Origin of the sequence: Roseibium aggregatum IAM 12614, assembly GCF_000168975.1 — a bacterium.
GTDB classification, from domain to species: domain Bacteria; phylum Pseudomonadota; class Alphaproteobacteria; order Rhizobiales; family Stappiaceae; genus Roseibium; species Roseibium aggregatum.
Genome location: NZ_AAUW01000029.1, coordinates 36,916 through 63,426, shown reverse-complemented (window position 1 = coordinate 63,426; position 26,511 = coordinate 36,916). Strand labels below are relative to the sequence as shown.

The window sequence follows — 26,511 nt, the reverse complement described above, 5'->3', positions numbered from 1 at the left end:
AATCGTCCAGAAAAGCGAGTTTTTTCCTGAAGTCCGCACCGTAGAAAAGGTCAAGCTCGTTGGACAGGACCGCAAGCTTGCAGCCCGCCTGACGGGCAATGTCGATTGCGGCCAGGGCTTCCGGTCGCATGACGGCATCGGGATCAGCGCCGCGCGCTGCCTTCACGAACTGGGCCATTTCCGTCCAGTCGTTGCCGGTTAGTCTGGCAATTTCCTGTGTGCGCCGGTGCCAGTAGTCGCGTTCGGAAATCTCGTCCCGCTGCATTGCCTGCCAGAGACTGTCCGTTTCCGGCTCGAACGGCCCTCGCCAGGTGAGGGTGCCGGGGGCAAGGCCGAGGGCCTGTTCGGTCAGGTCGTGGGTCTCGAACATCGTGCGGGTAACGACCCCGCCGAAGTCGAGCACAAGTGCCTTCGTGTCATGCGGCATTGCGCCAGATCCTTCTCAAGTCGACAGGAACAACGCCGCCGAGTTTTTCGGTGACTTCCGTCGCCGCAAGCGGCAGGGCAGAGCGGATTTTCGCTTTCAGTTCTTCGGTCATGCGGACGGTGGGGGCGGCGACCGCAATGGTGCCGACGGCTTCGGGCAAGTCGCCGAAGACCGGGGAAGCGAAGGAAGAGACGTGTTCCTCAAAGCCCTGATCGACAAAGGCGATGCCGTCGTTTCGAACCTGTTCGACCGCCTGTTTCAGCAGCTCGGTGTCGGTAATGGTGTAGCCGGTGGAGGGCTTGAGCTTCGTCTTCAACAGCTTCGGCAGCAGATCGACCGGACCAAAGGCCAGCATGGCAAGGCCGGAGGCGGTGGCGTGCAGCGGCAGCAGTTCGGCTTCGTCGAAATAGACCCGCGTCCCGTGAATGAGGGCGTCAAAATGGTAGAGTGGCGACAGGTGGTCGCCTTCCCTCAAAGAAACATGCACCAGCTCTCCAAGTTCGCCTGCCAGCTTTTCCACCAGCGGTGCCACCAGCCGGCGTGCCGGAAACAGACGTTCGCGGACAGCGGCTAGGCGCAGGATGGCGGGGCCGAGGCGATAGCCTTTGGTGCCGGGGTTCTGCTCCAGAAAACCGTTCGCCGTGAGTTCGCTCAGGTGCCGGTGAACGGTTGCCTTGTCCTGGCCCGACAGGTTGCGGAATTCGGTCAGGCCGATTTCCGAGCGGCTCGCCGAAAAGTGGTTCAGCAGGCTTAGCGCTTTTGTGATCGTGCCCATCTTTCAGCTTGTCCCTTTACGGAGGTGCCGGAGGGAGATTCCAGCATTCGACGGGATAATGTTGACATGTAGTTTCATTTGAAACAATATATTTTTAAACCGACGGTTTGTTATTTGAACCTTTCGGCAAGGCAAACAAAAGCGTCGGCACTCCAATTGAAGGTTGACATCGAGTTATTTAAGATCACAATAATTAACAAAGCAAATAAAAAATGACCAAGACCGGCGTAAAGACCGGCTGTCACCTGACCAGAAGAGGGACTGTAGAAATGAAGAAACATGTGATCGCCCTGACGGCCGCGACGTTGATGTCGGCAACGGCCGCTCTGGCTGAATATCCGGAAAAGCCTGTATCGTTCATTGTTCCGTGGCCTCCGGGAGACCTGGAAGATGTCCTGACCCGCCTGATCGCGGACAAGTTTCAGGAAATGTACGGCGTGCCGGCTGCTGTGGTGAACAAGCCGGGCGGCGGCGGTGGCCCGTTCCCCGGGGCCGTGGAAGTCGCAACGGCTCCGGCTGACGGCTATACGGTCGGCTCCTTCGTGACCGACGTGCCGATTGGCGGTCCGCAGATCGGCATCCCCGAACTGTCGCCGAACCCGTTCGAGCCGATCGGCATTTTCATGACCTATCCGTTCGTGATTGCCGCCGGCGCAGACGCGCCTTATGGCACCTGGGCGGAGCTGGCGGACTATGCCAAGGACAATGAGGTCGCTCTCGGCCATTTCGGCTCGTTCCTGCCGCCCACCCAGATTACCTTCGCAGCCGCCAAGACCTCCGGCTTCGACTTTGCCAGCGAGGCGGCGTTTGACGAATTGAACTGCAACACGCTGGCCTCCGGCGATGTCGATGTCATCAACACGACACTGCAGCAGATCCAGCCGTGCCTCGGCGAAGTGAAGATCCTGGCCAGCATCGGCAAGGAACGGACGTCCCTGACGCCGAACGTTCAGACCATGCAGGAAATCAATCCGGATCTGTCGGTGGCCTTGTGGAACGGGCTGTTCGTGCACAAGGACGTTCCCGAAGAGGCGCGGATCAAGATTTCCGAAGCCGCGCAGGCCGCGCTCAAGTCGCCGCAGGCGCTCGAACTGATCGGCCAGACGGGTGTTTTGATCTACTGGCAGGACCCGGTTCAGTCCGAACAGCAGATCGAGGCCGATGCTGCTGCTCTGCAGAAAATCTCCGAGCTGATCGAACAGTAATGCGCTCTTTCCGGTCGGCGCTTCTTGTGCCGGCCGGTTGCCTTGAGGTTCCAGGGAGGGTTCGGCTTGGCCCGCATCAAGACGCTGCAGGAACTGTTCAAACGCTATCGCCGGCCCGGCGACATCGTGTTTGCGACCCTGTTTCTGGCATTTTCCGTGTTTCTTCTGACGCAGATCCCGGGCGAGACGGTCTGGGCCAATCGCACCAAGTGGTTTGCCCAGCCGAGGCTCTGGCCGTCCGTTGCCATCGGCGGCATGGTGCTGTTCGCCAGCCTGCATTTCATCGGCTCGCTCTGCTCCAAACGCATTCCGGGCCGCTGGCGCGAAGTCGGCTTCTGGCTGCAGTCGTTCGAGTTCGTGGCCTATTTCCTGATCTACGTGCTCCTGGTGCCGCAAATCGGCTATCTGCCGGCGACACTCGCCTTCACCTTGTTCCTGTGTGTGCGGATCGGCGAGGCGACGCCGCTCAACCTGGGCGCGGCAGTTGTCTTCAGTATTTCAGTGGTGGTGATTTTCCGCGCCTTTTTGCAGGTCAAGGTTCCCGCCGGCCACATCTACGAGGCGCTGCCGGACGGCATCCGCGCCTTCGCTTTGACCTATCTGTGAGGCAAGAATGGAACTGATCCTCTCCAGCCTGTCCATGCTTGCCCAATGGGACGTTCTTGCGGCCCTGGTGATCGGCTCCGTCGGTGGTGTCATCATTGGCGCAATTCCTGGTGTCGGTGCGGCGGTCGCCATCGCAATCCTGCTGCCGGCAACCTTTTCCTTCGAGCCAATTGTCGGCTTGACGCTGCTGCTCGGCGTCTATGGCTCTTCCATGTACGGCGGGGCCATTCCGGCGGTGCTGATCAATACGCCGGGTACGGCGGTCAATGCTCTGACCACCTATGACGGCTACCCCATGACCAAGAAGGGGCAAGGGCACCGGGCGCTGTCGCTTGCCTATTCGGCGTCTTTCTTCGGCGGCATGTTCTCGATCCTGTGCCTGATCGTGCTGTCGCCGATCCTGGCGATGATCGCACCGCATTTCGGCAGCCGGGAGATCTTCCTGGCCGCGTTGATGGGCATCATCCTGGTGGTGGTCGCGCATCGCGGGCAGGTCTTTGCCGCCGGCATGCTGGCCTGTTTCGGCATCTTCCTGAGCACCATCGGTCTGGAGCCGGCCAAATACACCAAGCGCTTCACCTTCGACCAGAGCTGGCTGACCTCCGGTGTCGATCTCATCGTGGTGGTGCTCGGTCTCTTTGCAATCTCGCAAGCGCTCTTGCTGCTGGTCGACAAGGAGCATCACCCGGGATCAGCCAAGGTCGAGGGCAATCTCTTCACCGGGCTCAAGGAGCTGTTCGCCTTCAAGCGGGTGGCAACCGTTTCTTCCAGCTTCGGCGTGCTCATGGGCATGATCCCGGGCGTTGGTGAATTCACGGCCCAGTTCCTGTCCTACACCTATGCGCAGAAAACCTCGAAGGATCCGGACCTCTTCGGCAAGGGCTCACCGGAAGGTCTGATCGCGTCGGAAGCTGCCAACAACGCAGTGCCCGGTGCGGCGATGATCCCGCTGCTTGCTCTCGGCATTCCGGGAGAAGCGCTGACGGCAATGATGCTGTCGGTGTTCTATGTCCACAATGTCATTCCCGGACCGCAACTGTTTCAGGGGCAGCTCGATTTCGTCATTGCGCTCTATCTGGCGCTGATCCTGCTGAACATCATCGTGCTGATCTTCCTGCTGTCGTCCACCGGGCTACTGCTCAAGATCATCCAGATCCCGACGCGGTTCCTGGGGGTAATGATCATGACGCTGTCCTTTGTCGGCGTGTTCTCTCTGCGCAACTCGGTGACCGACTGTGCGATTGCCGCCGGGTTCGGCGTCTTTGGTCTGGTGCTGAAACGGCTCAACCTGCCCATCGTGCCGATCATCCTCGGTATGGTTCTTGGCGGCATCATGGAGGTGAAGCTGCGCAGCGCCATGGCGCGGGTGAATTCCCCGCTCGACTTCATCGACCGTCCGATCGCCGCCATCCTCTTCATAGTCATCATTCTCATTCTCGTCCTGCACGTGCGTGCGGTCATCCGCGAACACAAGGTGCGGCTGGAGCGTGAAGAGGGCACTTCCGAAACTTCAACCCAGCAAGGGTAACAACCAAGATGCTTGATCAGGCCGGAATCGATGCCTTCCGCAACCAACCCGTTGCCGAACAGGGGCATTTTATAAACGGGGCCTTTGCCGCGTCCCGGGACGGGGCAACGCTGGAGGTGCTTTCGCCTATCGACGGCAAGCCGCTGACGAAGATCGCAAGCGGAACGGCCGCCGATGTGACGCTTGCCGTCGAGGGCGCACGCAAGGCGTTCGAGGATGGCCGCTGGTCGAAAGCCGCTCCGGCCCACCGCAAGAAGGTGCTGCTGAAGCTCGCCGATCTGATTGAAGCGAAAGCGCTTGAGCTTGCCGTTCTCGGCGTGCGCGACAACGGCACCGAGATCAACATGGCCTTCAAGGCCGAGGCTTTGTCAGCCGCCGGAACCTTCCGGTATTACGCGGAAGCGCTCGACAAGATCTATGGCGAGATCGCACCGACTGCGGATAATGTGCTGGGGCTCATCCACCGGGCTCCTGTGGGGGTGGTTGGGGCAATTGTTCCCTGGAACTTTCCGCTGATGATCGGTGCCTGGAAGATTGCTCCGGCGCTCGCCATGGGAAATTCCATCGTGCTGAAACCGGCGGAAACAGCCTCGCTCAGCCTGCTCAGAATTGCCGAACTGGCGTCGGAGGCAGGGGTTCCGGACGGTGTCTTCAACGTCGTGACCGGACCAGGCGCTGTTGTCGGCGAGGCGCTGGCTCTGTCGATGGACGTTGACATTCTGGTCTTTACCGGATCCGGAGCGACCGGGCGGCGGCTGCTTGAATATTCCGCCAGATCCAACCTGAAGCGCTGCTATCTGGAACTGGGCGGCAAGTCGCCGAACATTGTCTTCAGTGACGCGCCGGATCTCGCCAAGGCAGCCAAGGTCTCGGCAGCTGGGATCTTCCGCAATTCCGGGCAGGTCTGCGTCGCCGGTTCGCGCCTTCTGGTGCAGGAGGACATTCACGACGATTTTGTTGCCGCGATCTGCAAGGAAGCGGAATCGCTCAAGGTAGGCGATCCTCTGGATCTCTCCAGCCAGATCGGCGCAGTGCATTCGCTGAGCCAGCTGGAAGCCGACCTGAGGTTTGTGGAAACCGCTGAAGCCGAAGGTGCGGAGCGCCACACCGGGGGAAGGCGAATACTGACGGAGACCGGCGGCTACTACATGGCGCCCACCGTCATGACCGGGGTCAAGCCGCAGGACACGATTGCGCAAAAGGAAGTGTTCGGGCCCGTGCTGGCCGTGACTGCCTTCAAGGATGAGGAAGACGCCATCCGGATCGCCAATGGTACTGACTATGGTCTTGCAGCCGGCATCTGGACATCCGATCTCGGCCGGGCGCACCGGATGATTGCCGGTGTTCGGTCTGGCGTCATTCATGTGAACACCTACGGCGGTTCGGACATGACCGTGCCGCTTGGCGGCATGAAGCAGTCCGGCAATGGTCACGACAAGTCGCTGCACGCACTCGACAAGTATGTCGACCTGAAGACCGCCTGGATCCAGCTCTGAGGATAGACATGACCAAGACGATCCTGTCCATCGGGACCTACGACACCAAGAATGCCGAACTGGAATTCATCGAGCGGACCATTCGCGATCAGGGCGGTGAGGTGCTGACGATGGATGTCAGCGTGCTGGGCGATCCGGCCAGACCGACCGGCATTTCCAAGCGTGAGGTTGCCCGCGCAGGCGGCATGTCCATCGAGGACGTGATCGCGCAAGGCGATGAGAACAAGGCGTTTCAAGTGATGGCGCAGGGCGCGGCGAAGCTTGTTGCCGACCTTTATGCGCAGGGCCGGATTGACGGCATGATCGCGCTTGGCGGAACCATGGGAACGGATCTGGCACTCGATTGTGCGCAGGCGCTGCCGATGGGTGTGCCGAAATTCATTGTCTCCACGGTCAGCTTCTCGCCGCTGATCCCGCCGGAACGGCTGGCCCCGGATATCCAGATGATCCTGTGGGCCGGTGGTCTTTACGGTCTCAATGAAATCTGCAAGTCGTCGCTTGCGCAGGCTGCGGGCGCCGTGCTGGGTGCTGCCAAAGCCGCGCAGATGCCGGATCGCTCAAAGCCACTGGTCGGGATGACATCGCTCGGCTCCAGTTGCCTGTCCTACATGAAACTGCTGAAACCGGCGCTCGAAGAACGCGGTTACGAAGTGGCCGTCTTCCATTCCACCGGCATGGGCGGCATGGCTTTCGAGAGCCTTGCGCGGGAAGGGGCCTTTTGCTGCGTCATGGATTTCTGCCTGCAGGAATTCGGCAACCTTCTGGCCGGGTCACTGGTCAGCAGTGGGCCGGATCGGCTGCAGAATGCGGGCAGGCAGGGCACGCCGCAGATCGTGGCGCCGGGCGCGCTCGATCTGGTGGACTTTGCCGGCTGGCAGGAGATCCCGGCGCAATATGCCGACCGGCCGTTCCACGAACATAACCGGCTGATCAAGAGTTCCGTCTTCAACCCGCGGGAGCGGCGCCAATGGGCGAATGCACTCGCCGACCGGCTGGAGGCGGCAAAAGGGCCGACCCATTTCCTGCTGCCCCTTGGCGGCATTGAGGCCTGGGACAGGGAAGGCGAGGAGGCCCACGATCCGGACGGGCTGGCGGCCTTCATCGATGAAGTCAGGACGGTCTTTCCCGGCCGCCGTGTCGATATGAGCGAGGTGTCGGCCCACATCAACGACCAGGCCTTCGCGGATGCAGCGCTTGGCGTTTTCGACAGATGGGTTGACGAGGGGATTGTCGTCCGGGGCGGCTGAGGCCGCCGCGACGGGCTCAAAATGCAAAAAGCGTCGGTCAGAGCGTGTCGCGTTTACCGGAAAACCCTGCATCGCGTTTTGCGGTGAAATCTGTGATTTCAGGTAGCAAAAAACGATTCCGATAAGACGCGATTTGCTCTGGCGGCGCTTTTTATGGTCGTGAGATGGGGCTTTTGCTTGTTGTTGTGATCTGACGTCAGCCCGTGGCAAGCCGTTGCCTGCCACGGGCCTTGGTCATCAGGACCGCGGTTTCAGGTTTTCCGGATCGTAGAGCGGCTGATAGCCGACACCGGCGACCTCGACCGGGTAGGTTTCCGAAAAATACTCGACATTCAGTTTGCGGCCGACCTGGCAGTATTCCTGCGGCAGGTAGGCAAGAGCGATGTTCTTGCCGATGGTCGGGCCGTAGGCAACAGAGGTTGTGTAGGAAATACGGCCCAGGCTGTCGACCAGCGTCTTGCCGGTGTCCGGATCCTGAACCGGCATCGCGCCGACCGGATACCGTTTGACGCCCTTCGCATCGGTGTTTTCAAGCATCACCAGCGTGCAGAGCATGGCCGGCTGCTTGTCGCGCTCCCGATATTCGACGTGCTTTGCCTTGCCGCGGAAATCGGCTTCCTTGACCTTCGGACGGGCGAGATCAGCCTCATAGAGGTTGTACTGGGTCAGGAGGTCGGCGTTCTGCAGGCGCAGGGATTTTTCCATGCGGCGCGAGTTGGCGTAGGTCTCGACACCGACGGCGATGACGCCTGTGGACCGCAGCGCGTCCCAGACGGCCAGGCCGTCTTCGTACTTCATGTGCAGTTCCCAGCCCTGTTCACCGACGTAGGACAGGCGCAGGGCCATTACGGACTTGCCGGCGATCTCGATCTGGCGGATGCCCGCGAAGGGGAAGTTTTCCGGATCGAGCGCTGCCGGGTCGGCAACCACTTTCTTCAGGTTCTCGCGGGCGTTCGGGCCCCAGATGCCGATGGTGGTGTATTGTTCGCTGACATCGGTCACCGTGACGTCAAAGCCTTTGTCCTCGGCGATGCGTTTCACATAGTGGTAGTCGCGCGGGCCGGCGTCTGCGCCGTCGACGATGCGGCAGCGGTCGGCCATGCGGAAGACCGTGAGGTCGGCACGGACATTGCCTTCGTCATCGAGGAAGTGGGTGTAGATACCCTTGCCGATGTTGGCATCGCCGCCGATCTTCGCGGCACACAACCATTCCAGCAGTTCCACGTGGTCCGGGCCTTCGACGTCGAACATGTAGAAGTGCGACAGGTTGATGATGCCGCAGTTTTCGCTGAGTTCGAGCTGTTCGGCGTTGGAGACCCGCCAGAAATGGCGGTTGTCCCATTCGTTTTCACGAACCGGAACCCGGTCGCCGTATTTTTCCAGCAGGTGCTCGTTGGCGGCATAGCCATGCGCGCGTTCCCAGCCGCCCAGTTCCATGAAGTAGCCGCCGAGTTCGACCTCACGGTCGTAGAACGGAGACCGCTTGACGCTGCGGCTCGTCAGATAGGGCTCACGCGGATGGATCGCCGGGAAATAGATCTTCTGCGCGGCTTCGTAGCAGCGGTCCTCGATGTATTTCTCGGTCAGCTGATGGGAATAGAAGCGCGAATAGTCGATGGACGCGTGGTCGATTTCGGTCCGCCCATCGGTGATCCAGTCAGCCAGCAGCTTGCCGTAGCCCGGTCCGTCCTTGACCCAGATGGCAACGCAGTACCAAAGGCCGCGCACTTTCTGGCTTTCGCCGCAGGACGGGCCGCCGGCGGCGGAGACCTGCAAGAGGCCGTTGAAGGAATGGCCTTCATTGTAGCCGATTTCGCCCAGGATCGGCGTCAGTTCCATGGCACGCTCGAGCGGCTCCATGACCTGTTCCATTTCCAGGTCGCGCTGGGAAGGAGACAGGCGAGCCTGATCCTTTTCCAGGAGATCTCGCGGGTGGCACATGCGCGGGTGGGTCGGTTCGTAGTACCCCCACTCGATCTGGCCGCCTTCTGCGGTCTTTGGATCGCCCGTGTCACGCATGTAGGCCGAGTTGCCCTGGTCGCGCAGCAGCGGATAGCCGATGTCCTTGCCGGTGCCCTCGAATTCGTTGTACGGACCGAAGAAGGTCAGCGGGTGGTCGACCGGCATCACCGGCAGGTCTTCGCCGACCATTTCGGCAATCAGGCGGCCCCAGAGACCGGCGCAGACGATGACATGATCGGCCATGATCGTGCCGCGATGGGTCTTCACGCCCTTGATATGGCCGTCCTCGACGATGAGGGATTGGGCCGGGGTGTTGGCAAAGGCTTTCAGCTTGCCGGATTTCTCGCCTTCATCGACCAGCTTGCCGGCAACGGTCTGCGAGCGTGGAATGACAAGGCCTGCATCCGGATCCCACATGCCGCCCTGGACCATGTCCTCCTCGATCAGCGGGAATTTTTCCTTGATCTCGGCCGGTGTCACCAGGCGCACGTTGGTGCCGAAGGCCTTGCCAGAAGTGACCTTGCGCTTGATTTCCTCCATCCAGGTGTCGTCGCCGGTACGCGCGACTTCCAGACCGCCGACGCGGGCGTAGTGGCCCATCTTGTCGAAGAAATCGATGGAATACTGAGTGGTCCAGACGGACAGATAGTCGTGGCTGGTGGTGTAGCAGAAGTCGGACGCGTGAGCCGTCGAGCCGATGTCGGTCGGGATGCCGGACTTGTCGATGCCGACAATGTCCGTCCAGCCGCGTTCGATGAGGTGATGGGCGATCGACGCTCCGACAATACCGCCGAGGCCGACGATGACGATCTGTGCCTTGTCAGGAAACGCTGACATGTCTCATTCCTTTTTCATCGACCGAACGCAATCGGTCTGCTTCCGGTCCGTGCGCCTGCACCGGATCTCCGTTTTGTGGCGGCAGTATCGCGACTGATCGAAAGGCAAAATAGCGTAATTGCGTCATGGGGCATTATCGCCACGACACGCCGGCTCAAATCACGGTTTCACCAGGAGGGGGAACGGCCGGACAAAACGCCTGCCTGCGCGTCGTCCGGCATGGATTTCCGGGCAAGGCAATTTGCCGCTTGGCCGTACCGGAGCCACCAGAGAGGACCAGCCGGTCATTGCCTTGCCTTTCAGAAGGAAAAGACTTCGAAGGGGCATGGTTTTCCATAAAGGTAACCCTGCCCGATTGTGCATCCGAGAGATGCCAGCGCCTGTTCCTGTTCGGGCGTTTCGATGCCTTCGGCGACGCATTGCAGGTCCAGCGCCTTGGTGGTCGACAAAATGATTGCCGCCATGCTGTGCCGGGCGTTGTCCGCGGTCAGATCGCCGACAAAACTGCGGTCAATTTTCAGAACATCAACGGGCAGGGCCTGGAGCTGGGACAACGAGGAATAGCCGGTTCCGAAATCATCGAGCGCGATGGTGCTGCCCGCCTCGCGCAACATCTGAAGCTGCGAGATCGCGGTGCTCTGGTTCTTCATGGCTATTCCCTCGGTCACTTCGAATTCGAAGGTCTCCACAGGCATGCCTGCCTTCTCGATCGTTCGCAAAAGCTTCCTGGCAAATCCAGGCAGGTTGAGGTCGTACATGGACAGGTTGATCGAGATCTTGAACCCTTTTTCTCGCGGCGTTTCCTTGAGCCATTCAGCCGATTTCTGAAGCACGATCTCGGTCAGGGCGGCAGTCGCGCCGATTGATTCCGAGATGGGGATGAATTCCCCCGGCATGATCAGTTCGTCGCCATACTGCCAGCGGACGAGGGCTTCCGCACCAATGCAGGTCTTGCTTTCGAGGTCGATCTTGGGCTGCATGTAGACGAGGATGCCGTCATGCTGTTCGACAGCTTTTTTCAAAGCGCCCTTCAGGACGTTCCTTCGTTCGATATCGGACCTTAGTTTCTGATCGTAGTGGGTGACCTTGCCGACGCCAGCAGCCCGTTCATGAAGCAAGGCGGCCACCGCCTCACGAAGGATTTCGAGCGGGAAGGTTTCGCTCTTGTCGAGGTTCCGGAACAGCATCCGGCAACAGGGAGCGATTTCCATCCCTTCGATCATGTAGCTTTGTTGGAGGAATGCCTGGATATCTTCACTGGAGAGCTGATCTGGATCGCCCAGAATGGCAAGGGTGCCATCCCCAACCCGGGCGACGATTTCCAGCCCCTTGAGTCGCGACAGTGCGGCATGCATCTGCCGCAGGCACTCCAGTGCCAGGTGCAGGCCATGATCGGCGATCAATTCGTCGAAGCGGTCGATCTGGATCAGTCCCAGGCTCAAAGGCCTTTTCGTGTGTTTCAGGCAGGCTTCGAAGGACCGGTAGAAGGCGTTGAGATTTGGAACCTGAAGCGTGGTGTCGAGAAAGGCCAGTTCGTCCAGACGTTCGACAAGCGAGATGTTGTCGAAGGCAATCTTGATGTTTCCGCAGTAGAGTTTCACCAGCGCCATTTCGGTTTCCGTGACCGGAACGTCAAGCTCGATCACCGCGGCGAGCTTGCGGTGCGACCTGTTGCTGATCGTGAGGAACAGGTAGTTTCCGGACAGCACAGGCTCTTCCAGGTCGGGAAGCGAGCTCAGGATCTTGACGATCTCCTGTTCGGGAACGTCGCTGACGCGCCGGCCGGTAAAATGCAGGAACCGGCCTGCGGCGCAAACCACCTCACTTTCAAGAACGCAGCTTTCGCTTCGCCGGACGCAGACGAGGCCCTTCGGGCTGGAGTTCACCAGCGCGGCGACCTGGAGCAAGATGCCCCAGGCGAACATTTCCAGATTGGTCGGCCTGAACAGTTCCCGGGCGCTCTTGATGATCATTTCCAGGCCTTTGCGGCTTGAATTGATCGCGTGATATTGATTGTAGATGCGCAGGCAGGAGGTGACGACCGTGATCAGACGGGTACGGTTCAGTTCCGTCTTGGTGCGATAGTCGTCGATCTCGTATCGGGCAATAACGGAAAGCTCGGGCGCTAAGCCTGGCTGCCCGGTTCGCAGGACGATGCGCATCTCCTCGAGACCGGCTTTCCGAATATCGTGGATCAGATCCAGGCCGGCTGTCTGAGTTTCCATGACCACATCTATGATCGCCACCGCAACATCTCTGAACTCGGCCATTCTGGCGCGCGCTTCAGATGCGGAATAGACATGTATCAACTGGATCGGACGACCGAAAAAGGTTTCTTCCTTCAACGCATAGAAGGTTGCCTCATGCACGTCCCGGTCGTCGTCAATGACGAGGATCTTCCAGGGTTTTGCAGCGTGGCGCGAGTGGACTGAGGAGCAATCCTCCACCACTTCGACCAGAAGGCTGTCAGGCTGCTTGCTGAGGTTGGGCATCTACTTTTTCCTGTGCGTAGTCTGTCGCGCCATCTGGGGAGACTCTCGGGAAACGGATTGTCAGCGTCGCGCCACCGCCCTGCGCATTGGAGGCCGAGACTGTTCCTCCCAGAACGGATTCGACGATATTGCGAACGATACTCAAGCCGAGTCCGTTGCCGCCGGAAGCGAGCTTGGTGGTGAAGAATCGTTCGAACACCTGCTGTCTCAGATCTTCAGGAATGCCGTGGCCGTTGTCGGCAACAACAAGCTCGATCTCGTCACTGCCGGCGGCCTTGCCGGTGATCGTGATCTGGCCTGACTGGTCGTCGCCAAAGGCATGCATCTGTGCATTGGTGATGAGATTGATGAGCACCTGTGCCAAGGCGCCCGGAAAGGAAACGAGCGTGAGGCCGGGGTCTATCTTCCGGACGATGACGATCTTCTTGCCGCGAATTTGCGGCGAGATGCTTGCCAGAACGTCCTGAACACAGTCGCTGAGTTCGAATTTGCGCCGCCGTTCACTGGTCTGATCCATGGCCATCTGCTTGAAGTGGCCGATGAGATCGGCAGCCCTTTCGAGGTTGCGCAGCAGAATTGTCATGCCGAAACCGAGATCTCTTTCAAAGACCTCCAAATCGGACCGGAGGATCTTGCCGGACTTGATCATCTCCAGAAATTCCTGGAAGCGGCTGGAGAGTGTGCTGCCAACCAGGACAGCGCTGCCGATCGGAGTGTTCAGTTCGTGGGCTATCCCGGCCACGAGGCTACCAAGGCTTGCCAGGCGTTCCCGGCGGATCATTTCCGCCTGTGCTGCCTCCTTGCCTTGCATCGCAAGGTGACGTGCTTCGGCTGCCCGCGCCCAGCCGAAGCAGATCACGGCGAGAGCAGCCATCAGCACTGCCGTGAGCAGTGCGGATGCGACGTTCCAGCTCCCTGGAATTGTCGGCGACGGGAGTTCGGAGAAAGCGACCAGGGCAACATTCCCGCTCGACGGGGATATGTGCTCGGTCAGGTAAGGCGCAAAACTTCCTCTCAAGATCGTGCGGAAAACGTAATGGACGCCGTCCTGATCAAATTCGCCGTCGCCGTGCTGCGTGATCCACGACCAGAGCCGTGGGTTTTCCGTGCCCAAACGGGTTTCCCGTCCGAACATGAAGCCCCAAAGTTCGGTTTCAGGAGCCCCCAGCAGCCAGTATCCATCCCTGTTTGCCAGTTGAATCGGGCTCGCTGTGTCCGCTTGCGTATGGATCACATTGTTCAGCCATCTTTCCGCGTTGATATTCATGATGAGAACGCTGCGCTTGCCATTCCCCTCAGCCCGAAGAGGGGTCGCCAGACGCAGCACCGGCCGCCAGGGTCTTTCGATCTTTCCGTTTTCTACGTTCAGGTCGATAGGGGAAAAATAGATTTGCCCCGTCTTCAGCTTCAAAGCCTCGGTGAAATAGTATCTGCCAGATTTCTTCTGCAGTTTTTCTTGCGGAACTTCATGCGCGAGCCCGTTTTTCCGGTTGACTCGAATGATTTCCTTGCCTTCGCCGCTGATGATACGAAGTTGTGTGATGGAAGATTTGTGTTCCGTAAAGGACATGAACCCCCGCAAGGTGGGTTGATACATGTCCTCATTTCCGAGGGCGAAATCGAGCAGCCTGTCGTCGTGAGACAGAATGTGAAGATCCGTCGCGAATGCCGACAGTTCGGATTGGATGATGGTTTCCGCGCGCTCCAATGCGGCCAGTATTGACGCCCGGCGCTCCTCGAAGTTCGACGTCTCCGACACGTAAAAGGAGGTCTGGAGAATGACAAACAGGAGCGCAGCGGCAAGCAGAAACCTGGTTAGGAAGAACCTGGTTCTGTTGAATTTGACCAAGGTGTAGGCCATGGAGCTGTTGAAATATCTCCGTGTTTCCCAAGCTTCAGTTGCTCCAATCTTCTGTTAAATCGACAAAGAAGTTATTAATTTCACAGAATAAAACGGATTAACAAATAGTATTTCTTTATTGTTATTCGTGAATATTTCCATCGTGTTTTTTAACTATGGTAATTCTTTCAGATATGATCCGGGAGGACTGATAGAGTGTCCTGAGCCCGTTTGTTGTTCAAAATTCTGGACCTTGGCTGCAAGGTGAAAAGTGGCAATCAGTTTCAGTTTTTGGGAAGGGGCAACCCGCCGCAGGTTGTCCGCCGGACGTCATCTGGATGTCGGCGAAGATCACCGGTTTTGCGTTCGGAAGGGGAGGCTTTGCGCCGGGAAGCTATCCGCCTAGACGCGGCTCCAGTGCGGGCCTGGCGTGTGCCTGCTGGTGGCTGACCCTGTTTTGATTGGCCCTGTTCTGATTGGCCCGTGAGCCGTATGCGGCTGTGCCGACCGGCTCGACAGCTTGGTCAGCAGCGCCTGAAGACGCAGGACGCAGCCAGACAGTTCATATCTTGAAACAACGGTGCGGCGAGCCGCCCGGCGCATGGCTTGCCGGTCTGCCGGCGCCTGCAACGCCGAGCAAACCTCCGCCGCGATGGCTCCGGTATCCCAGAAATCGACCAGTCTGCCGTTGACGCCGTCGCGGACCACCTCCTGGACGGGAGCGGTTTTGGAAGCGATGACCGGTGCTTCGCACGCCATGGCTTCCAGGAACGACCACGAGAGGACGAACGGGTAGGTCAGATAAACATGGGCCGCCGACACCTGAAACAGAGACAGGAGATCCTTGTGCGGGATCTGGCCCAGAAAGTGGATCCGGTCCGGCGGCAGCCCGGTTTCCTGAAGGAGCCTTGCGCGCCAGGTCTCGCCGCGCGACGGAGCGCGGCCGTAGCTGACACCGTCACCGCCGGCAACGACGAAAGTGGCGTCCGGGTTGTTGCGCGCAACCTGGGCTGCGGCCTCCATGAATTGCGGAAAGCCGCGGTAGGGCTCCAGGTCCCGCGCCGCGAAGGTCACCACGGGATCGCCCGCACTCAGGTATCTGCCGTCGGACAGACGGAAACCGGCCATTGCATCAGGGCGGGCACGGGTCGTGTCGATGCCTTCGTGCTGAACGATGATTTTTGACTGATATTCGGCGGGATAACGGCTTCTTTGCCAGGCGGTCGGGCTGATGCCTGCATCGAGCTGCTCCAGGGTGGAGAGCTGAATGGCATTGCGCAGCCTCATGATCTGGCGTTGCTGCAGTGTCGTCTCGTCGGATGGAGCAAAGCCGGCATCGCCCCCCTGGGGTTGGAAATAATATTCGCAGAATCCGATCGCGGGCACGTCCGGCAAGGCATCCTTGACGAACATCATGCCACCCCAACCGATATGTCCCATAACCATGTCGGGCTTGCGCCCGGCCAGGCTCAGGCGGTGAAGGATGTCGGCGACTTTGCGGCCTGCCTCGATATAGGGCACCGAAGGCCGTCCGCCTGCGCCACCCGCCTGATGATGGCTGGCCTGATAGCGAAGCACGCGCAGGCCTGGCACCGGCCGGTCCAGGGTTTCGCAAATGAGCGTGGCGGTCCAGCCATCGGCGATCAGGCGCCGTGCAAGATGAACGAACTGACCGGGGCCATGCCGGTGCACGAACACGATATGCATGCGCCTACCCTTCGCTCAAAAACGGGAGCCGTCCAGACGCAAGGGAGATTGTTGAAGGTCCGTCGCCCAAAGAACCTCCAGCTTGCGCAGTAAAGCGAATGTATCCTCAAGAGCCCTCAGGTCCTTTTCGGAGCGGACGATCTGGTTCTGATTGACCTCGTCGGCAGCCTTGATGGCCCTGCAAAGCATCTTGCCCTTGTCCGTGAGCCGGATGCGTGCGGATCGCCGGTCCCGCGCCGAGGCTGTCCGGTCGACATAGCCTGACTGGACAAGTTGCTTGAGGCTGTAGGATGCGTTCGACCCAAGGTAGTGGCCGCGGTCCATCAGGTCTCTCACCGACAGATCGTCGTCGCCGATGGTGAACAGCAGCATGGCGTGGGCGGGGGAGATGTCGTCCGCACCGATCCGGATCAGGTCGACGCGCAGGCGATCCAGATAGCGGCGGTACATTCTTTCGATGACCCTGACGAGTTCGAAATGGTTCGCCTGAGAGGCCGGGTCCGTGCTTCTTTCTCTTTCTCCGTATCCTGAATGATTGAGAGTTTCTTCAACCATAGGTTCAACCCGTGATACGTGCCCGTTCATTTCACTTGCTACGTCTTCCAAGACTTTGTGCATTTGCCCCAAACTCCCACCTAATTTCGAACTAAATTCGAAATAATCTCATCGCTGTTCTGCTCCCTTTTTATGCATATTGATGCATTCATTAGTTTTGTTTTTTCATTTCTTCTCTTCGTCAATCGAATGCCATAATTAAAGTCACTAGATACCCCAAGTTAGTCTATAAGCTTTCGTCATTCCTATGGAAAAGATGTGTCGTTTTCTGGGCAAATTCGCTTTTTTTCGCACGTGCGAACACACTCATCGGTTGAGGATTCGGAGAATCTTGAATGATTGACAAGACAACACCGGATGCAATCGATCCGTTCCGCCTCATCCGGGAGGCGCGTGTCACCTTTGCAACCGGTCTCGCCGCGGCGGCGGCCCTGAGCGGCTTTATCACGCTGCTGCAGATGATCGTGCCGCTGTTCATGCTGCAGGTGCATGATCGGGTTCTGAACAGCCAGAGCCTCGATACCCTGACAATGTTGCTGATCATTGCCTGTGGCGGGCTGATCCTGTTTGCGATTCTGGAATACATCCGCAGTCAGATCTTTCAGGTGATGGGGAGCGAACTGGTTCGGCGCCTCAACCTGACGGCAATCGAGGCGGGGGTGAAGTCGTCACTGGAAAAGGGTGGCGGTATGGCGTCCGAAGTGCTGCGGGATCTGAACGACCTGCGCACCTTCGTCACCAGCAATGCCATCAGCGCACCGCTCGAGGCCATGTGGGTGCCGTTGTTCCTGCTCGTGCTGTTCGCCCTGCATCCGCTCTACGGGCTGCTGGCGGTTGTTTCCGCGATCACCCTGATCGGCCTCAATCTCTTGTCCGACATGCTGACGCGGTCGCTCCTGAAGGAAGCGAGCAACGCCAACATTCAGAATGTCGCCACGATTGCCTCCACGCTTCGCCATGCCGAGACCATCGAGGCAATGGGATTGATGCCGGCACTGACACGCCGGTGGCGCAAGGGGCAATTGCACGCCACGGAGCTGATGGCCATGGGGAGCCGGCGCGGCAAGGCGATCCATGCAATGACTCGAAGCCTCCGGTTCGGCATGCAGATCGCGGTTCTGGCGCTTGGCGCCGACCTCGTCATCAAGGGAGAGGTGACCGCCGGCACGATGATTGCCGCCAGCATTCTGACGGGGCGCCTGCTGACCCCCTTCGATAATCTGACCGAGAACTGGCGCCAGTGGGTGTTCGCCTCAACGGCCTGGGGCCGGGTGCGCGAGGTTCTGGAGAACCATTCGTCCATTCGCCAGACCGTACCGACCCCGCCCAGCCAGGGGACGCTCAAGGTGGACAAGCTGGTCTATGCGCCGCCCAATGCGCCGGTGCCGGTCATCAAGGGGATCTCGTTCACGCTCGAACCCGGCGATGTTCTGGGGATTGTCGGACCGTCGGCGGCCGGCAAATCGACGCTTGCCCGCCTGCTTGTGGGCGTTCTTCAGCCAACCACCGGTGGCGTCTTCCTGGATGGGCACAATGTCTATCTCTGGGAGCGGGCGTCCTTCGGGGCGATGGTCGGCTATCTGCCGCAATCGGTTTCACTTCTCGACGGTACGGTCCGCGACAACATCTCGCGCATGTATGACGCCGATCCGCAGATGGTCATCGACGCGGCGCGGTCCGCCGGTGTCCATGAGATGATCGGCCGGATGCCGCTCGGATACGACACTCCCGTCGGTGACAACCGCTACACCCTGTCGGGCGGACAGAAGCAGCGGGTCGCTCTTGCGCGGGCCCTGTTCGGCCGTCCGCGCCTGCTGGTGCTCGACGAACCCAATGCCAATCTGGATACGGAAGGGGAGGTTGCCCTGCTGCGTGCCATTTCTCAGGCGAAGGCGGACGATGCCATCGTCATCGTCATCGCGCACCGGCCCGCGATCATGGAAGCGGCGGACAAGATCCTGGTGCTGGAAGATGGCCGGATCGGCCAGTTCGGCGACCGCACGGATGTCGTCAGCAGCATTTCCAGGTGTCTGCCGGCGCCTGCCGCCCCCCGTGCCTTGCCGGCAAGTGGAGAAGTGGCATGACCAGGCGATCCGAGCGGACAAACCCTCCGACTGCCTCGTCTTCTTCCGGCGCAGCTTCCGTATCCGGGCAGGCGTACTGGATGGCCGCCCTGAAGGCGGACGACAGCCGCCCACCCAGCTTGCGCAAACCGCTGATGGCGGCGGTGCTGACTGTCTCGATCGGGTTCGGCGGATTTCTGCTGTGGGGCTTTACCGCCGATCTCGACAGTGCTGCGGTCGCCACCGGCAAGGTCATTGTCGACAGCAAGCGCAAGACCATCAGCCACCTGGAAGGGGGGATCCTGCGCCGCTTGCTGGTTCAGGAGGGCGATTTCGTCGACGCCGGCCAGCCGCTGGTGGAACTGGATGACACAAGGGCGCGCGCCGAACTGGCGCAGCTTAACGGCAAACGCGTCAGCCTTCTGGCGAGGCTCGCCCGCCTGAGGGCAGAGCGGGATCTGGCGGAGGAGATCGTTTTTCCGGAAGAGATCAGGAGCAGCGATGAACCGCTGATTGCCGAAGTGGTTGCGGCCGAGAAGGGCGTGTTCGAAAAACGCCGCCAGGTCTATGAAGGCAAGATCGCCCTTCAACAGAAAGAGATCGAGCAATATGTCGCCCAGATCGAGGCCAATCAGGCCCAGATCGAGGCCACTGGCCACCGGCGCCAGTTGCTGGAGGAGCGGGTCAGCGCACTCAGCGGTCTGGAGAAAAAAGGGTTCACGTCAAAAGCCATGCTCAGCGAGGTTCAGCTGGAACTGAGCGAGATGATCGGCGATGGAGGCGAATTTGCGGCCCAGAAGGCGCGCGCAGAAAAAGCGCGGCAGGGCGCCGAAGTGGCCCTGTTGCAGGCCGAGCAGGAATGGCAGAGCGATATCGCCGGGGAGATCCTTGAAGCGCAGCTTGAGCTCAATGTCACCAACGAGCAGATCATCTCCTCAAAGGATGTGCTCGACCGGCTGGTGGTTCATTCTCCCCAGGCGGGTACCGTCTCCAACATCGAGATGAGAACGCCCGGTGGCGTGGTCGAGCCCGGCAAGGCGATCATGGATATCGTCCCGCGCGACGAAAAGATGCTTGTCGAGGTCCGGATGAACCTCAACGATATCGATTCCGTTCGGGTCGGTTCCGAAGCGCGCATCCGGCTGACAGCCTACGACCGGCAGACCACCAGCCCGCTGGGCGGCGAAGTGACCTATGTCGCTGCTGACCAGACAGTCGACCCTCAGACGCAGGCCGCCTATTATATCGTGCGTGCGCAGGTTCTCTCCGGCGAGCTTGAGGGCAAGCCAGCCCTGTCCCTCTATCCGGGCATGCCGGCGGAAGTCTTGATCGTGAGGCGCGCCCGCAAGGCGATGGAGTACCTGCTCGAACCCATCACCGAAAGCCTCGATCGCGCTTTCAGGGAAGATTGACGCGCTTTTTTTGCAGTCAGCCAAATTTTTTTAAGGCGTGGCGTTGGTGGCCAGCCGGCGCCTCGCCGGGCTCGCGGTCGACTCCAGCCCCCGGTGCGCGCGCCTGTAGCTTTTCAAAAAATGCACTTTTAGCGCGAATGTTGCGTTGCAAAACGACCATGTCGTTTGTTTTCTCGGTTTTCCGGTTGAGTGCTGTTTCTCCGCAAACTTCTGCCAGTTTCAAGCCTCTGAAAAAGCGTAGGAATTGGATTTCAATCTATGGGAGATCAGACGGTTTCATCGATTTTATTTTGAATTTCGATATAAAGTGCAAGCAAAGGATTTGTATTTTCGAATTACAATTCAATAAAAAGTAGAATTGTTTTATGTTATTCAAAATATTGCCTTATTTTTTTCACTATTCGTCCCTTTGAAGAGATTAGTAATTGTGTATTGTACTTCTTGCGCTGCAAAAATACGGGGTTTGTGCAGTGCGGTGTGCCGCGGTTCGCGGGGCGTCAATTTAACGAGGCGAACTTCAGGAGTTAGCTACATGGCCACGATTGAAGGCAGTGCTTTCCAGGATTTCCTGCAAGGTACAAATGCTCAGGATTTTATATTCGGACTGGGTTCATCGGACATTCTGCTCGGCAATGAAGGGGACGACTTCCTCTTCGGTGGTCGCGGCAGTGATCTGATCGTCGGTGGAGAGGGTGCCGACAAGCTTTTCGGGCAGGGTGGCGAAGACGTCATTCTGGGTGGTGAAGGCAGCGACACCATCTTCGGTGGTGCCGGTTCCGACTACATCGAAGGCGGTGCAGGCGGCGACATCATTTTCGGCGGCGAAGGAACGGATATCATTGACGGCGGTGCCGGCAACGATCTGATGTTCGGCGGCGGCGATCACGATGTCTTCGTGTTCACAGGCGGTGGCGGCAACGACATCGTCATGGATTTCCAGGTCGGCGATCTGGTGCAGATTTCCACCAACATCAACGATACCGGTGTCTCCTCAGCCGCCGATGTCGCCGCGCGGGCGACACAGGTTGGCAACAACACCGTCATCGATCTCGGCAACGGCGATACCGTCACGCTCAACAACGTCGATGCCGACGATCTTCAGGACAATCCCGACGGCTACATCGTCGTTTCCTGATGATCCCGCACCCGGGCACGCGGCTTTCCGTGTGCCCGGGTACCGGCCTTTGACCGGCCTTTGATCTGGGGGCCGTTTGTAACTCAGGTCGTCAACAGTGATGGACAAAGATGCTCGAGACCCTGGGCAAATACGCCGAGGCGAAGTTTGAGTCGCCGCATTTCTTCCAGCTTACGCCGGAGGTTCTTCTGCTGGTCTGGGACCCGGCCCATCAGGTCAATGCAGCGCCCCGGCTGGTGGAGCAGAACGGTCTGCCCTTCGGCTCCATCGCGAGTGTCAGGCTGGCCCGACTGGATGGCGGGTCTCGTGTGGTGTGGGCTGTTTCCCTGAAGGAAAAAGCCCGGCTCAGCCTGAAGCTGAGCGCTGGCGCGGTCGGGTCGGAGGCAACGCTTGCCGTCGATGCCACGCAGCCAGGCCCTCAAGCCGACGCCTTTGCCATCACCAACGGTCTCAGTCAGGCCGCTTGCGCAGTTTTCGTCACCACTTTCCTGAGCGCCTGGTCCGGCATGTTCCGGCTGGGGCGGTCCCGCAGCTTCGTCAATTTCGCACGGGACCTGCTGCGCTCCGTCAACGATACGCCGCCTGTTGTGGAGGCCGTCGCCAGCATCGGCTCCGTCCGGTTGCTGGAAACCCTCATCAACAGCGACAGCACGGACATCAAGACGGCGGTGCTGATCGGCGATGCCGGTGTGGTGCGCCTCGACAGCGCGGTGTGCAACACCCCTTATAACAGCGGAAAGAGCAGGTTGTTTCTGGGCACCGTCGACATGCCGCAGACACCGGCAAATGCTTTCCTGGTGCTGTCCGGAAACTGGGGGCTGGCGATCCGCAGGCTGGCAACGGACAACGTGAAGCGCACGGTGGGCCTTTGGTGGGCCGCCAATTCCCGCAAGTTGCCGGAGGTCCGCGACTATCTGGTGGCGGACGTAGGCACGAAGTCCGATGCGGCCCGCGCGGCCATTCGCGACCTGCAGATGAATGATCCCTTGCCCGCGCGGCGGCACGGTACGCTGTCGGAAACAGGTTCCTTCTGCGCGGTGGAGACGGCTGTTGCCTGCGAAGCCGGTGTCCTGGTCGGTGGCTGGTTGCGCGATCCCGGCCATGTCTACCAGGGCATCGATATTCTCGCCGGCAGTTCCGCGCCGGTTCCGCTCAAGCTGCATACCTTCGACGGCGTTCTGCCGGAAACGCAGGGTGGCTACGCCATCCGGCGCTTTGTCGCGTTTGCGCCGGTCGGCAGGGCGCTGCAGCACAATCTGCAGCCCAGGTTCGAGGTCCGCCTGGCATCGGGCGAACGGGAAGCACTTGTGCCCCCGCCGCAGCCGGGTGACGTTCCCGGCATAAGGGCAAAGGCGCTCTCAGTGGTGACGCCGCGCCATGCGAGCGACGATGTTCTCTCTGGCTGCCTGTCGCATGTTCTGGCCGATATTCAGTCGCGCTTCCGACAGTCGGTCGGCGCACCGTCCGAAGTCCGGTTCGGCAAACCGCTGGCCGAGCCCACGGTGTCCATCGTGATCCCGCTCTACAAGGTGTTCGAGTTCATCAAGGCGCAGCTCGCCGCGTTTTCCGCCGACGCTTGGCTGGCCGGGAATGCCGAGGTGATCTACGTGCTCGATTCTCCCGAGCAGGTGACCCATGTCGAGGATCTGCTGGCCGGGTTCCACCTTCTTTACGGCCTTCCCATTCGCCTCGTCGTCATGGAGCGCAACGGCGGTTACGCGCTCGCGTGCAATGCCGGTGCTGAGGCGGCGCGCGGACGCTATCTGGCGATGATCAATTCCGATGTCGTGCCGGTGGACGCCGGCTGGCTGGAGCAGCTCTGCGCCAGTCTGATGATGGACGAGCAGGTGGCGGCCGTCGGCGGCAAGCTGCTTTATGCAGACAACGCCATTCAGCATGCCGGCCTGAAGTTCATTCAGGACGACAAGGGCCGCTGGTTCAACCATCACTACTTCAAGGGGTTTCCGCGCCAGTTTCCCGAGGCCAGTTCCTCGCGCGAGGTGCCGGGGGTCACCGGTGCGTGCCTGGTGCTGTCGAAGGCTGATTTCGAGGCGGTCAATGGCTTCACGACGGACTTCATCGTCGGTGACTACGAAGACAGCGACCTGTGTCTGAAGCTGCGCAAGCTGAACCGCAAGATCTACTATCTGGGCGACGTCGAACTTTATCATTTCGAGCGCGTCTCCATTCGCAAGAACGAAGACTACACGCGCGGCGTCGCCTCTCAATACAATCGCTGGCTCCACCAATCCCGATGGCAGGACGACATCATTGCCCTTATGGAAGCTGCGGAGCGGCGTGAACAGGGGCTGACAGCATGAATTCGCCGGTTCTCATCAAGGATGCTGCCAGCGTGGTTTCGTCGCCGCTCAACAGCGAGCGTCTTGCCGACCTTCAGAGCCACATCGGCCGTAACCGGTTCCTGCCGGTTCCCCCGAGCGAGGACAACTTCGTCGGCGACGGTGATTATCTTGCCATCGGAACGGAGTTCCTGGGCCATTTTATCGAACTTGGCGGTCTCAACACGCACGAACGGGTGCTAGATGTCGGTTGCGGGATCGGCCGCATGGCCGTGCCGTTGACGCAATATCTCGATCCAGAAGCTGCCAGATATGTAGGCATAGATCCTGCCTCCGCAGGCATTCAGTGGTGCACGCGCAATATCGGGTCGGTCTATCCCAATTTCCGCTTCATGCATCTCGATATCGCCAACGCACTCTACAATCCCGACGGTTATATCCGCGGTACGGAGATCGCCCTGCCGTTTGCCAACGGCTCGTTCGATTTTGCCATCATGACCTCGGTGGTCACGCATCTGCCGTCCGAGGAAATCCTGCCCTATTTCCGCGAAATCTCTCGGCTCATGGAACTGGGGGGCAGGCTGTTCCTGTCCGCCTTCGTGATCGCGCCGGACCGGGGGGCAGGTTTGAGCCCGCGTGTCGAATTCGCCCGGGATGGCGAGGGCCCTGCCTGGTATGGCAATCCGCGAGCACCGCTCGCAGCCGTCGCCTTCGACGACGGTTTCCTCGACAAGGCACTGGAGGTCGCCGGGTTCGAAATCGCCCTGAAGCGGTTCGGACACTGGCGGGGCAGCAACGGGGCTCCGCATTATCAGGACTTTTTCGTTGCCGTGAAAACCTCCCGGGGGGTGTCGTAATGCGGATCCTCGTCTTTGCGCACAATCATCCGGACCTTCACCCGGGCGGCACGGAAACCGTCGCGCTCGAACTGGCCAGGGCCTACCGCAAGGCCGGACACCAGTCGCTGTTCGTCGGCGCGACCAATCACCTGCACCGCGACCCACATCCGGGCACGAGCTTTCAGGCGATCAGCGACAGTGGTGACGAGTTGCTGATGTGGGCGGGTCATTTCGACCGCTTCAACATGAGCCAGATCGACCTGCAAGCCTTCGTGCCGGACATGCGCACGCTCCTGGAAAATTTCCGGCCTGACGTGGTGCATATCCACCACCTGCTGCTGTTCGGCGTCGAGTTGCCGGTTCTTATCCGCAGGGTCTTGCCCGATGTGCGCATCGTGATGACGCTGCACGACTATTACGCCATCTGCGCCAATGACGGCGTCCTGATGAAAACGGCGGACGAGACCTGCGCGGCTCTCGGGCCTGGCGGCTTGTGCAGGTGCCTGCCGGAGGCGACGCCCAACGACATGCGCCTGCGCGAGCGGTTCATCAAGACGCATCTGGAGGCGGTTGACGAGTTCGTGTCTCCAAGTGCGTTTCTGCGCGACGTCTATGTGCGCTGGGGCTTGCCGCCGGAAAAGATCCGGATCATCCGCAATGGCCGGCCGGAGGTGACGCCGGCTGCCGGCCGCGCGGACACCGACACGCCGAAGACCGTGTTCGGCTATTTCGGCAATCTGACCCCCTGGAAGGGTGTCGAGGTGCTGCTGCAGGCGGCAAAGCTGCTGGTGGAAAAGGACATGGATTTCGAACTGCGGGTCCATGGCGGTGCGCCGTTCCAGAACCAGGAATTCGTCAAGCGCATCGACACGCTGTTTGAGGAAACCGCGCCCAGGGTGTCGCGTCTGGGACCTTACAAGCCTGAGGATGTTGCCAGCCTCATGGAGCCCGTCGACTGGGTGGTGGTGCCATCGCTCTGGTGGGAAAACGCACCGCTTGTCATCGCCGAGGCGCAGCAGCACGGGCGGCCGGTGATCGCCAGTGGCATTGGCGGCATGGCCGAGGCCGTCCAGGACGGTGTCGATGGGCTGCATGTGCGCAAGAACGATCCGGTTGGCCTTGCCATTGCCATGGCAACGGCTGCCGGAGACGCCGCGCAGTACCGCAAGCTTGCCGCCAACACCCGCAAACCGCCTTCCGTCGGCGCTGTTGCCGAACAGTATCTGCGCCTTTTTGCCGACAGGCAGAACGCGGCGCGCGAACCAGCAGCCTGAGGAGACCGGTATGAGCGTAACCCCTCTCGAACAGGTGAAACCCGGAACGGACGCAAAGCCGCAGCAAGCCGGTGCGGAAGGCAAGGAACAAGCCGTGACCGCAAGGTTGCAGGGGCGTGTCGATGCGTTCGAAAACGGACGGTTGCTCGGTTGGGCCTGGGATGCATCGAGCCCCAGCGACCGTATGACCATCCACGTCTTCCACGACGGCGAGCGGGTGCTCAGCAAGGTTGCGGAAACCCAGCGCATCGACCTCAAGCGCAACGGCATCGGTGACGGCAATTATGCGTTCGACATCGAGTTGCCTCAGGCGGTTGCCGCTGCGCCCGGCGGCCTGACTGTGGTGGCGGAAACTCCCAAGGGGGAAGCGCAGCTGAAGTTGCCGCGCCCTAGCGCCGAGGAACGCGCAGCGGAAGCGGCCGTTGCGATGCCTCTGGCAGTGGTGATGGAGAAGGTCGACCGCTTGATCGTGGCGCAGCGCCAAAGCGCCATCGGCCAGCGGGATGCGACCGCGGTGTTGCGCGAGACTGTGCAGCGGATCGATGCTCTGGCCTCCAATGAGGGCGAGCTCGGCGAGGCCATGTCCATTCTCAAGAGCGGTCAGGGCGACCTTTCTCAGCGGGTCAAGGAGCTGGAAGTTTTTCTGCTGCGCTTCGATACCACGCTGAAGGGCTTCGATGATCGCCTGAAGGCTCTGGGGGAGCAGAGCCGCAACAATCTCAAGGTTCATATGCTGGTGCTGGCGATCCTTCTCGGGTTTGTCGGCGGCATGCTGTTCGCCGCTGCCGGCGGTCTGTGGAGGTAAGGACCG

Annotated in this window: 19 protein-coding genes and 1 pseudogene; 12 read left to right on the top strand and 8 right to left on the bottom strand. The window is 60.0% G+C overall.

The features are described 5' to 3' along the window. Positions 1-427 (bottom strand): annotated as a pseudogene (locus SIAM614_RS28425) (HAD family phosphatase); the annotation flags it as partial. After that, positions 417-1,202, bottom strand: a complete 786-nt coding sequence (locus SIAM614_RS28420; protein WP_006939982.1) for an IclR family transcriptional regulator — start codon at positions 1,200-1,202, stop codon at positions 417-419. The gene SIAM614_RS28420 and the pseudogene SIAM614_RS28425, both read right to left, overlap by 11 nt. 269 nt (positions 1,203-1,471) lie before the next feature. Between SIAM614_RS28420 and SIAM614_RS28415 the strand changes: the two genes are divergently transcribed. From SIAM614_RS28415 to SIAM614_RS28395, 5 genes are all read left to right on the top strand, one after another. Beyond that, on the top strand, positions 1,472-2,407 hold the full coding sequence (locus SIAM614_RS28415; protein ID WP_040441402.1) for a tripartite tricarboxylate transporter substrate binding protein: 936 nt from the start codon (positions 1,472-1,474) through the stop codon (positions 2,405-2,407). Between the two features lie 66 nt (positions 2,408-2,473). Continuing rightward, positions 2,474-3,013 (top strand): tripartite tricarboxylate transporter TctB family protein, encoded by a 540-nt coding sequence (locus SIAM614_RS28410; protein WP_040441386.1) that lies wholly within the window; start codon positions 2,474-2,476, stop codon positions 3,011-3,013. A gap of 7 nt (positions 3,014-3,020) precedes the next feature. Further along, a complete protein-coding gene (locus SIAM614_RS28405; RefSeq protein WP_006939979.1) occupies positions 3,021-4,541 on the top strand; it encodes a tripartite tricarboxylate transporter permease in 1,521 nt (506 codons plus the stop codon). Positions 4,542-4,549: 8 nt separating this feature from the next. Next, positions 4,550-6,037, top strand: a complete 1,488-nt coding sequence (locus SIAM614_RS28400) for an aldehyde dehydrogenase (protein ID WP_006939978.1) — start codon at positions 4,550-4,552, stop codon at positions 6,035-6,037. An 8-nt stretch (positions 6,038-6,045) separates the two neighbouring features. Beyond that, complete coding sequence (locus SIAM614_RS28395; RefSeq protein ID WP_006939977.1) at positions 6,046-7,284, top strand: Tm-1-like ATP-binding domain-containing protein; 1,239 nt, start codon at positions 6,046-6,048, stop codon at positions 7,282-7,284. 237 nt (positions 7,285-7,521) lie between these two features. On the opposite strand, the gene SIAM614_RS28390 is transcribed toward SIAM614_RS28395, so the two are convergent. From SIAM614_RS28390 to SIAM614_RS28370, 5 genes are all read right to left on the bottom strand, one after another. After that, positions 7,522-10,083: a GcvT family protein gene (locus tag SIAM614_RS28390; RefSeq protein WP_006939976.1), complete on the bottom strand. Its 2,562-nt coding sequence runs from the start codon at positions 10,081-10,083 to the stop codon at positions 7,522-7,524. Between the two features lie 299 nt (positions 10,084-10,382). Beyond that, a complete protein-coding gene (locus SIAM614_RS28385; RefSeq protein WP_006939975.1) occupies positions 10,383-12,575 on the bottom strand; it encodes an EAL domain-containing protein in 2,193 nt (730 codons plus the stop codon). Next, positions 12,550-14,436 (bottom strand): sensor histidine kinase, encoded by a 1,887-nt coding sequence (locus SIAM614_RS30980; RefSeq protein WP_006939974.1) that lies wholly within the window; start codon positions 14,434-14,436, stop codon positions 12,550-12,552. The genes SIAM614_RS28385 and SIAM614_RS30980 overlap by 26 nt, the downstream gene beginning before the upstream one ends. Positions 14,437-14,817: 381 nt before the next feature. After that, entirely contained in the window at positions 14,818-16,122 is a 1,305-nt protein-coding gene (locus SIAM614_RS28375; protein ID WP_006939973.1) for a glycosyltransferase, read from the bottom strand. Positions 16,123-16,137: 15 nt separating this feature from the next. Beyond that, positions 16,138-16,677 (bottom strand): MarR family winged helix-turn-helix transcriptional regulator, encoded by a 540-nt coding sequence (locus SIAM614_RS28370; protein WP_006939972.1) that lies wholly within the window; start codon positions 16,675-16,677, stop codon positions 16,138-16,140. 335 nt (positions 16,678-17,012) lie between these two features. On the opposite strand from SIAM614_RS28370, the gene SIAM614_RS28365 reads away from it, so the two are divergent. Together SIAM614_RS28365 and SIAM614_RS28360 are read left to right on the top strand one after the other, a co-directional pair. Further along, positions 17,013-18,761, top strand: coding sequence for a type I secretion system permease/ATPase (locus tag SIAM614_RS28365; protein WP_006939971.1), 1,749 nt, complete (start codon positions 17,013-17,015; stop codon positions 18,759-18,761). Next, the gene (locus SIAM614_RS28360) at positions 18,758-20,152 is read left to right on the top strand and encodes an HlyD family type I secretion periplasmic adaptor subunit (RefSeq protein ID WP_157140145.1); all 1,395 of its coding nucleotides are present in this window, start codon (positions 18,758-18,760) and stop codon (positions 20,150-20,152) included. Before SIAM614_RS28365 ends, SIAM614_RS28360 begins: the two co-directional genes overlap by 4 nt. Before the next feature lie 16 nt (positions 20,153-20,168). Here the strand turns inward: SIAM614_RS28360 and SIAM614_RS32320 are convergent, their stop codons facing one another. Beyond that, positions 20,169-20,375 carry a hypothetical protein gene (locus tag SIAM614_RS32320; protein ID WP_157140144.1) on the bottom strand — a complete coding sequence of 69 codons (207 nt, stop codon included), beginning with the start codon at positions 20,373-20,375 and terminating at the stop codon, positions 20,169-20,171. 309 nt (positions 20,376-20,684) lie between these two features. Between SIAM614_RS32320 and SIAM614_RS28350 the strand changes: the two genes are divergently transcribed. The 5 genes from SIAM614_RS28350 (at position 20,685) to SIAM614_RS28330 (ending at position 26,505) form a co-directional block, all read left to right on the top strand. Further along, a complete protein-coding gene (locus SIAM614_RS28350) occupies positions 20,685-21,287 on the top strand; it encodes a calcium-binding protein (protein ID WP_006939968.1) in 603 nt (200 codons plus the stop codon). A 110-nt stretch (positions 21,288-21,397) separates the two neighbouring features. Then, on the top strand, positions 21,398-23,608 hold the full coding sequence (locus SIAM614_RS28345) for a glycosyltransferase family 2 protein (RefSeq protein ID WP_006939967.1): 2,211 nt from the start codon (positions 21,398-21,400) through the stop codon (positions 23,606-23,608). Continuing rightward, positions 23,605-24,444 carry a class I SAM-dependent methyltransferase gene (locus SIAM614_RS28340; RefSeq protein WP_006939966.1) on the top strand — a complete coding sequence of 280 codons (840 nt, stop codon included), beginning with the start codon at positions 23,605-23,607 and terminating at the stop codon, positions 24,442-24,444. The genes SIAM614_RS28345 and SIAM614_RS28340 overlap by 4 nt, the downstream gene beginning before the upstream one ends. After that, complete coding sequence (locus SIAM614_RS28335; protein ID WP_006939965.1) at positions 24,444-25,700, top strand: glycosyltransferase family 4 protein; 1,257 nt, start codon at positions 24,444-24,446, stop codon at positions 25,698-25,700. The genes SIAM614_RS28340 and SIAM614_RS28335 overlap by 1 nt, the downstream gene beginning before the upstream one ends. 10 nt (positions 25,701-25,710) lie before the next feature. Beyond that, positions 25,711-26,505, top strand: coding sequence for a hypothetical protein (locus SIAM614_RS28330; protein WP_040441383.1), 795 nt, complete (start codon positions 25,711-25,713; stop codon positions 26,503-26,505). The last annotated feature ends 6 nt before the right edge of the window (positions 26,506-26,511 follow it).

Bases quoted from the DNA above. Each gene is read 5' to 3' on its own strand.
- SIAM614_RS28340 (WP_006939966.1), top strand. From the start codon at position 23,605: ATGAATTCGCCGGTTCTCATCAAGGATGCTGCCAGCGTGGTTTCGTCG.
- SIAM614_RS28375 (WP_006939973.1), bottom strand. From the start codon at position 16,122: ATGCATATCGTGTTCGTGCACCGGCATGGCCCCGGTCAGTTCGTTCAT.
- SIAM614_RS28415 (WP_040441402.1), top strand. From the start codon at position 1,472: ATGAAGAAACATGTGATCGCCCTGACGGCCGCGACGTTGATGTCGGCA.
- SIAM614_RS28350 (WP_006939968.1), top strand. From the start codon at position 20,685: ATGGCCACGATTGAAGGCAGTGCTTTCCAGGATTTCCTGCAAGGTACA.
- SIAM614_RS28390 (WP_006939976.1), bottom strand. From the start codon at position 10,083: ATGTCAGCGTTTCCTGACAAGGCACAGATCGTCATCGTCGGCCTCGGC.
- SIAM614_RS28330 (WP_040441383.1), top strand. From the start codon at position 25,711: ATGAGCGTAACCCCTCTCGAACAGGTGAAACCCGGAACGGACGCAAAG.
- SIAM614_RS28405 (WP_006939979.1), top strand. From the start codon at position 3,021: ATGGAACTGATCCTCTCCAGCCTGTCCATGCTTGCCCAATGGGACGTT.
- SIAM614_RS28370 (WP_006939972.1), bottom strand. From the start codon at position 16,677: ATGGTTGAAGAAACTCTCAATCATTCAGGATACGGAGAAAGAGAAAGA.
- SIAM614_RS28400 (WP_006939978.1), top strand. From the start codon at position 4,550: ATGCTTGATCAGGCCGGAATCGATGCCTTCCGCAACCAACCCGTTGCC.
- SIAM614_RS28385 (WP_006939975.1), bottom strand. From the start codon at position 12,575: ATGCCCAACCTCAGCAAGCAGCCTGACAGCCTTCTGGTCGAAGTGGTG.
- SIAM614_RS28360 (WP_157140145.1), top strand. From the start codon at position 18,758: ATGACCAGGCGATCCGAGCGGACAAACCCTCCGACTGCCTCGTCTTCT.
- SIAM614_RS28345 (WP_006939967.1), top strand. From the start codon at position 21,398: ATGCTCGAGACCCTGGGCAAATACGCCGAGGCGAAGTTTGAGTCGCCG.
- SIAM614_RS28335 (WP_006939965.1), top strand. From the start codon at position 24,444: ATGCGGATCCTCGTCTTTGCGCACAATCATCCGGACCTTCACCCGGGC.
- SIAM614_RS28395 (WP_006939977.1), top strand. From the start codon at position 6,046: ATGACCAAGACGATCCTGTCCATCGGGACCTACGACACCAAGAATGCC.
- SIAM614_RS28365 (WP_006939971.1), top strand. From the start codon at position 17,013: ATGATTGACAAGACAACACCGGATGCAATCGATCCGTTCCGCCTCATC.
- SIAM614_RS30980 (WP_006939974.1), bottom strand. From the start codon at position 14,436: ATGGCCTACACCTTGGTCAAATTCAACAGAACCAGGTTCTTCCTAACC.
- SIAM614_RS28420 (WP_006939982.1), bottom strand. From the start codon at position 1,202: ATGGGCACGATCACAAAAGCGCTAAGCCTGCTGAACCACTTTTCGGCG.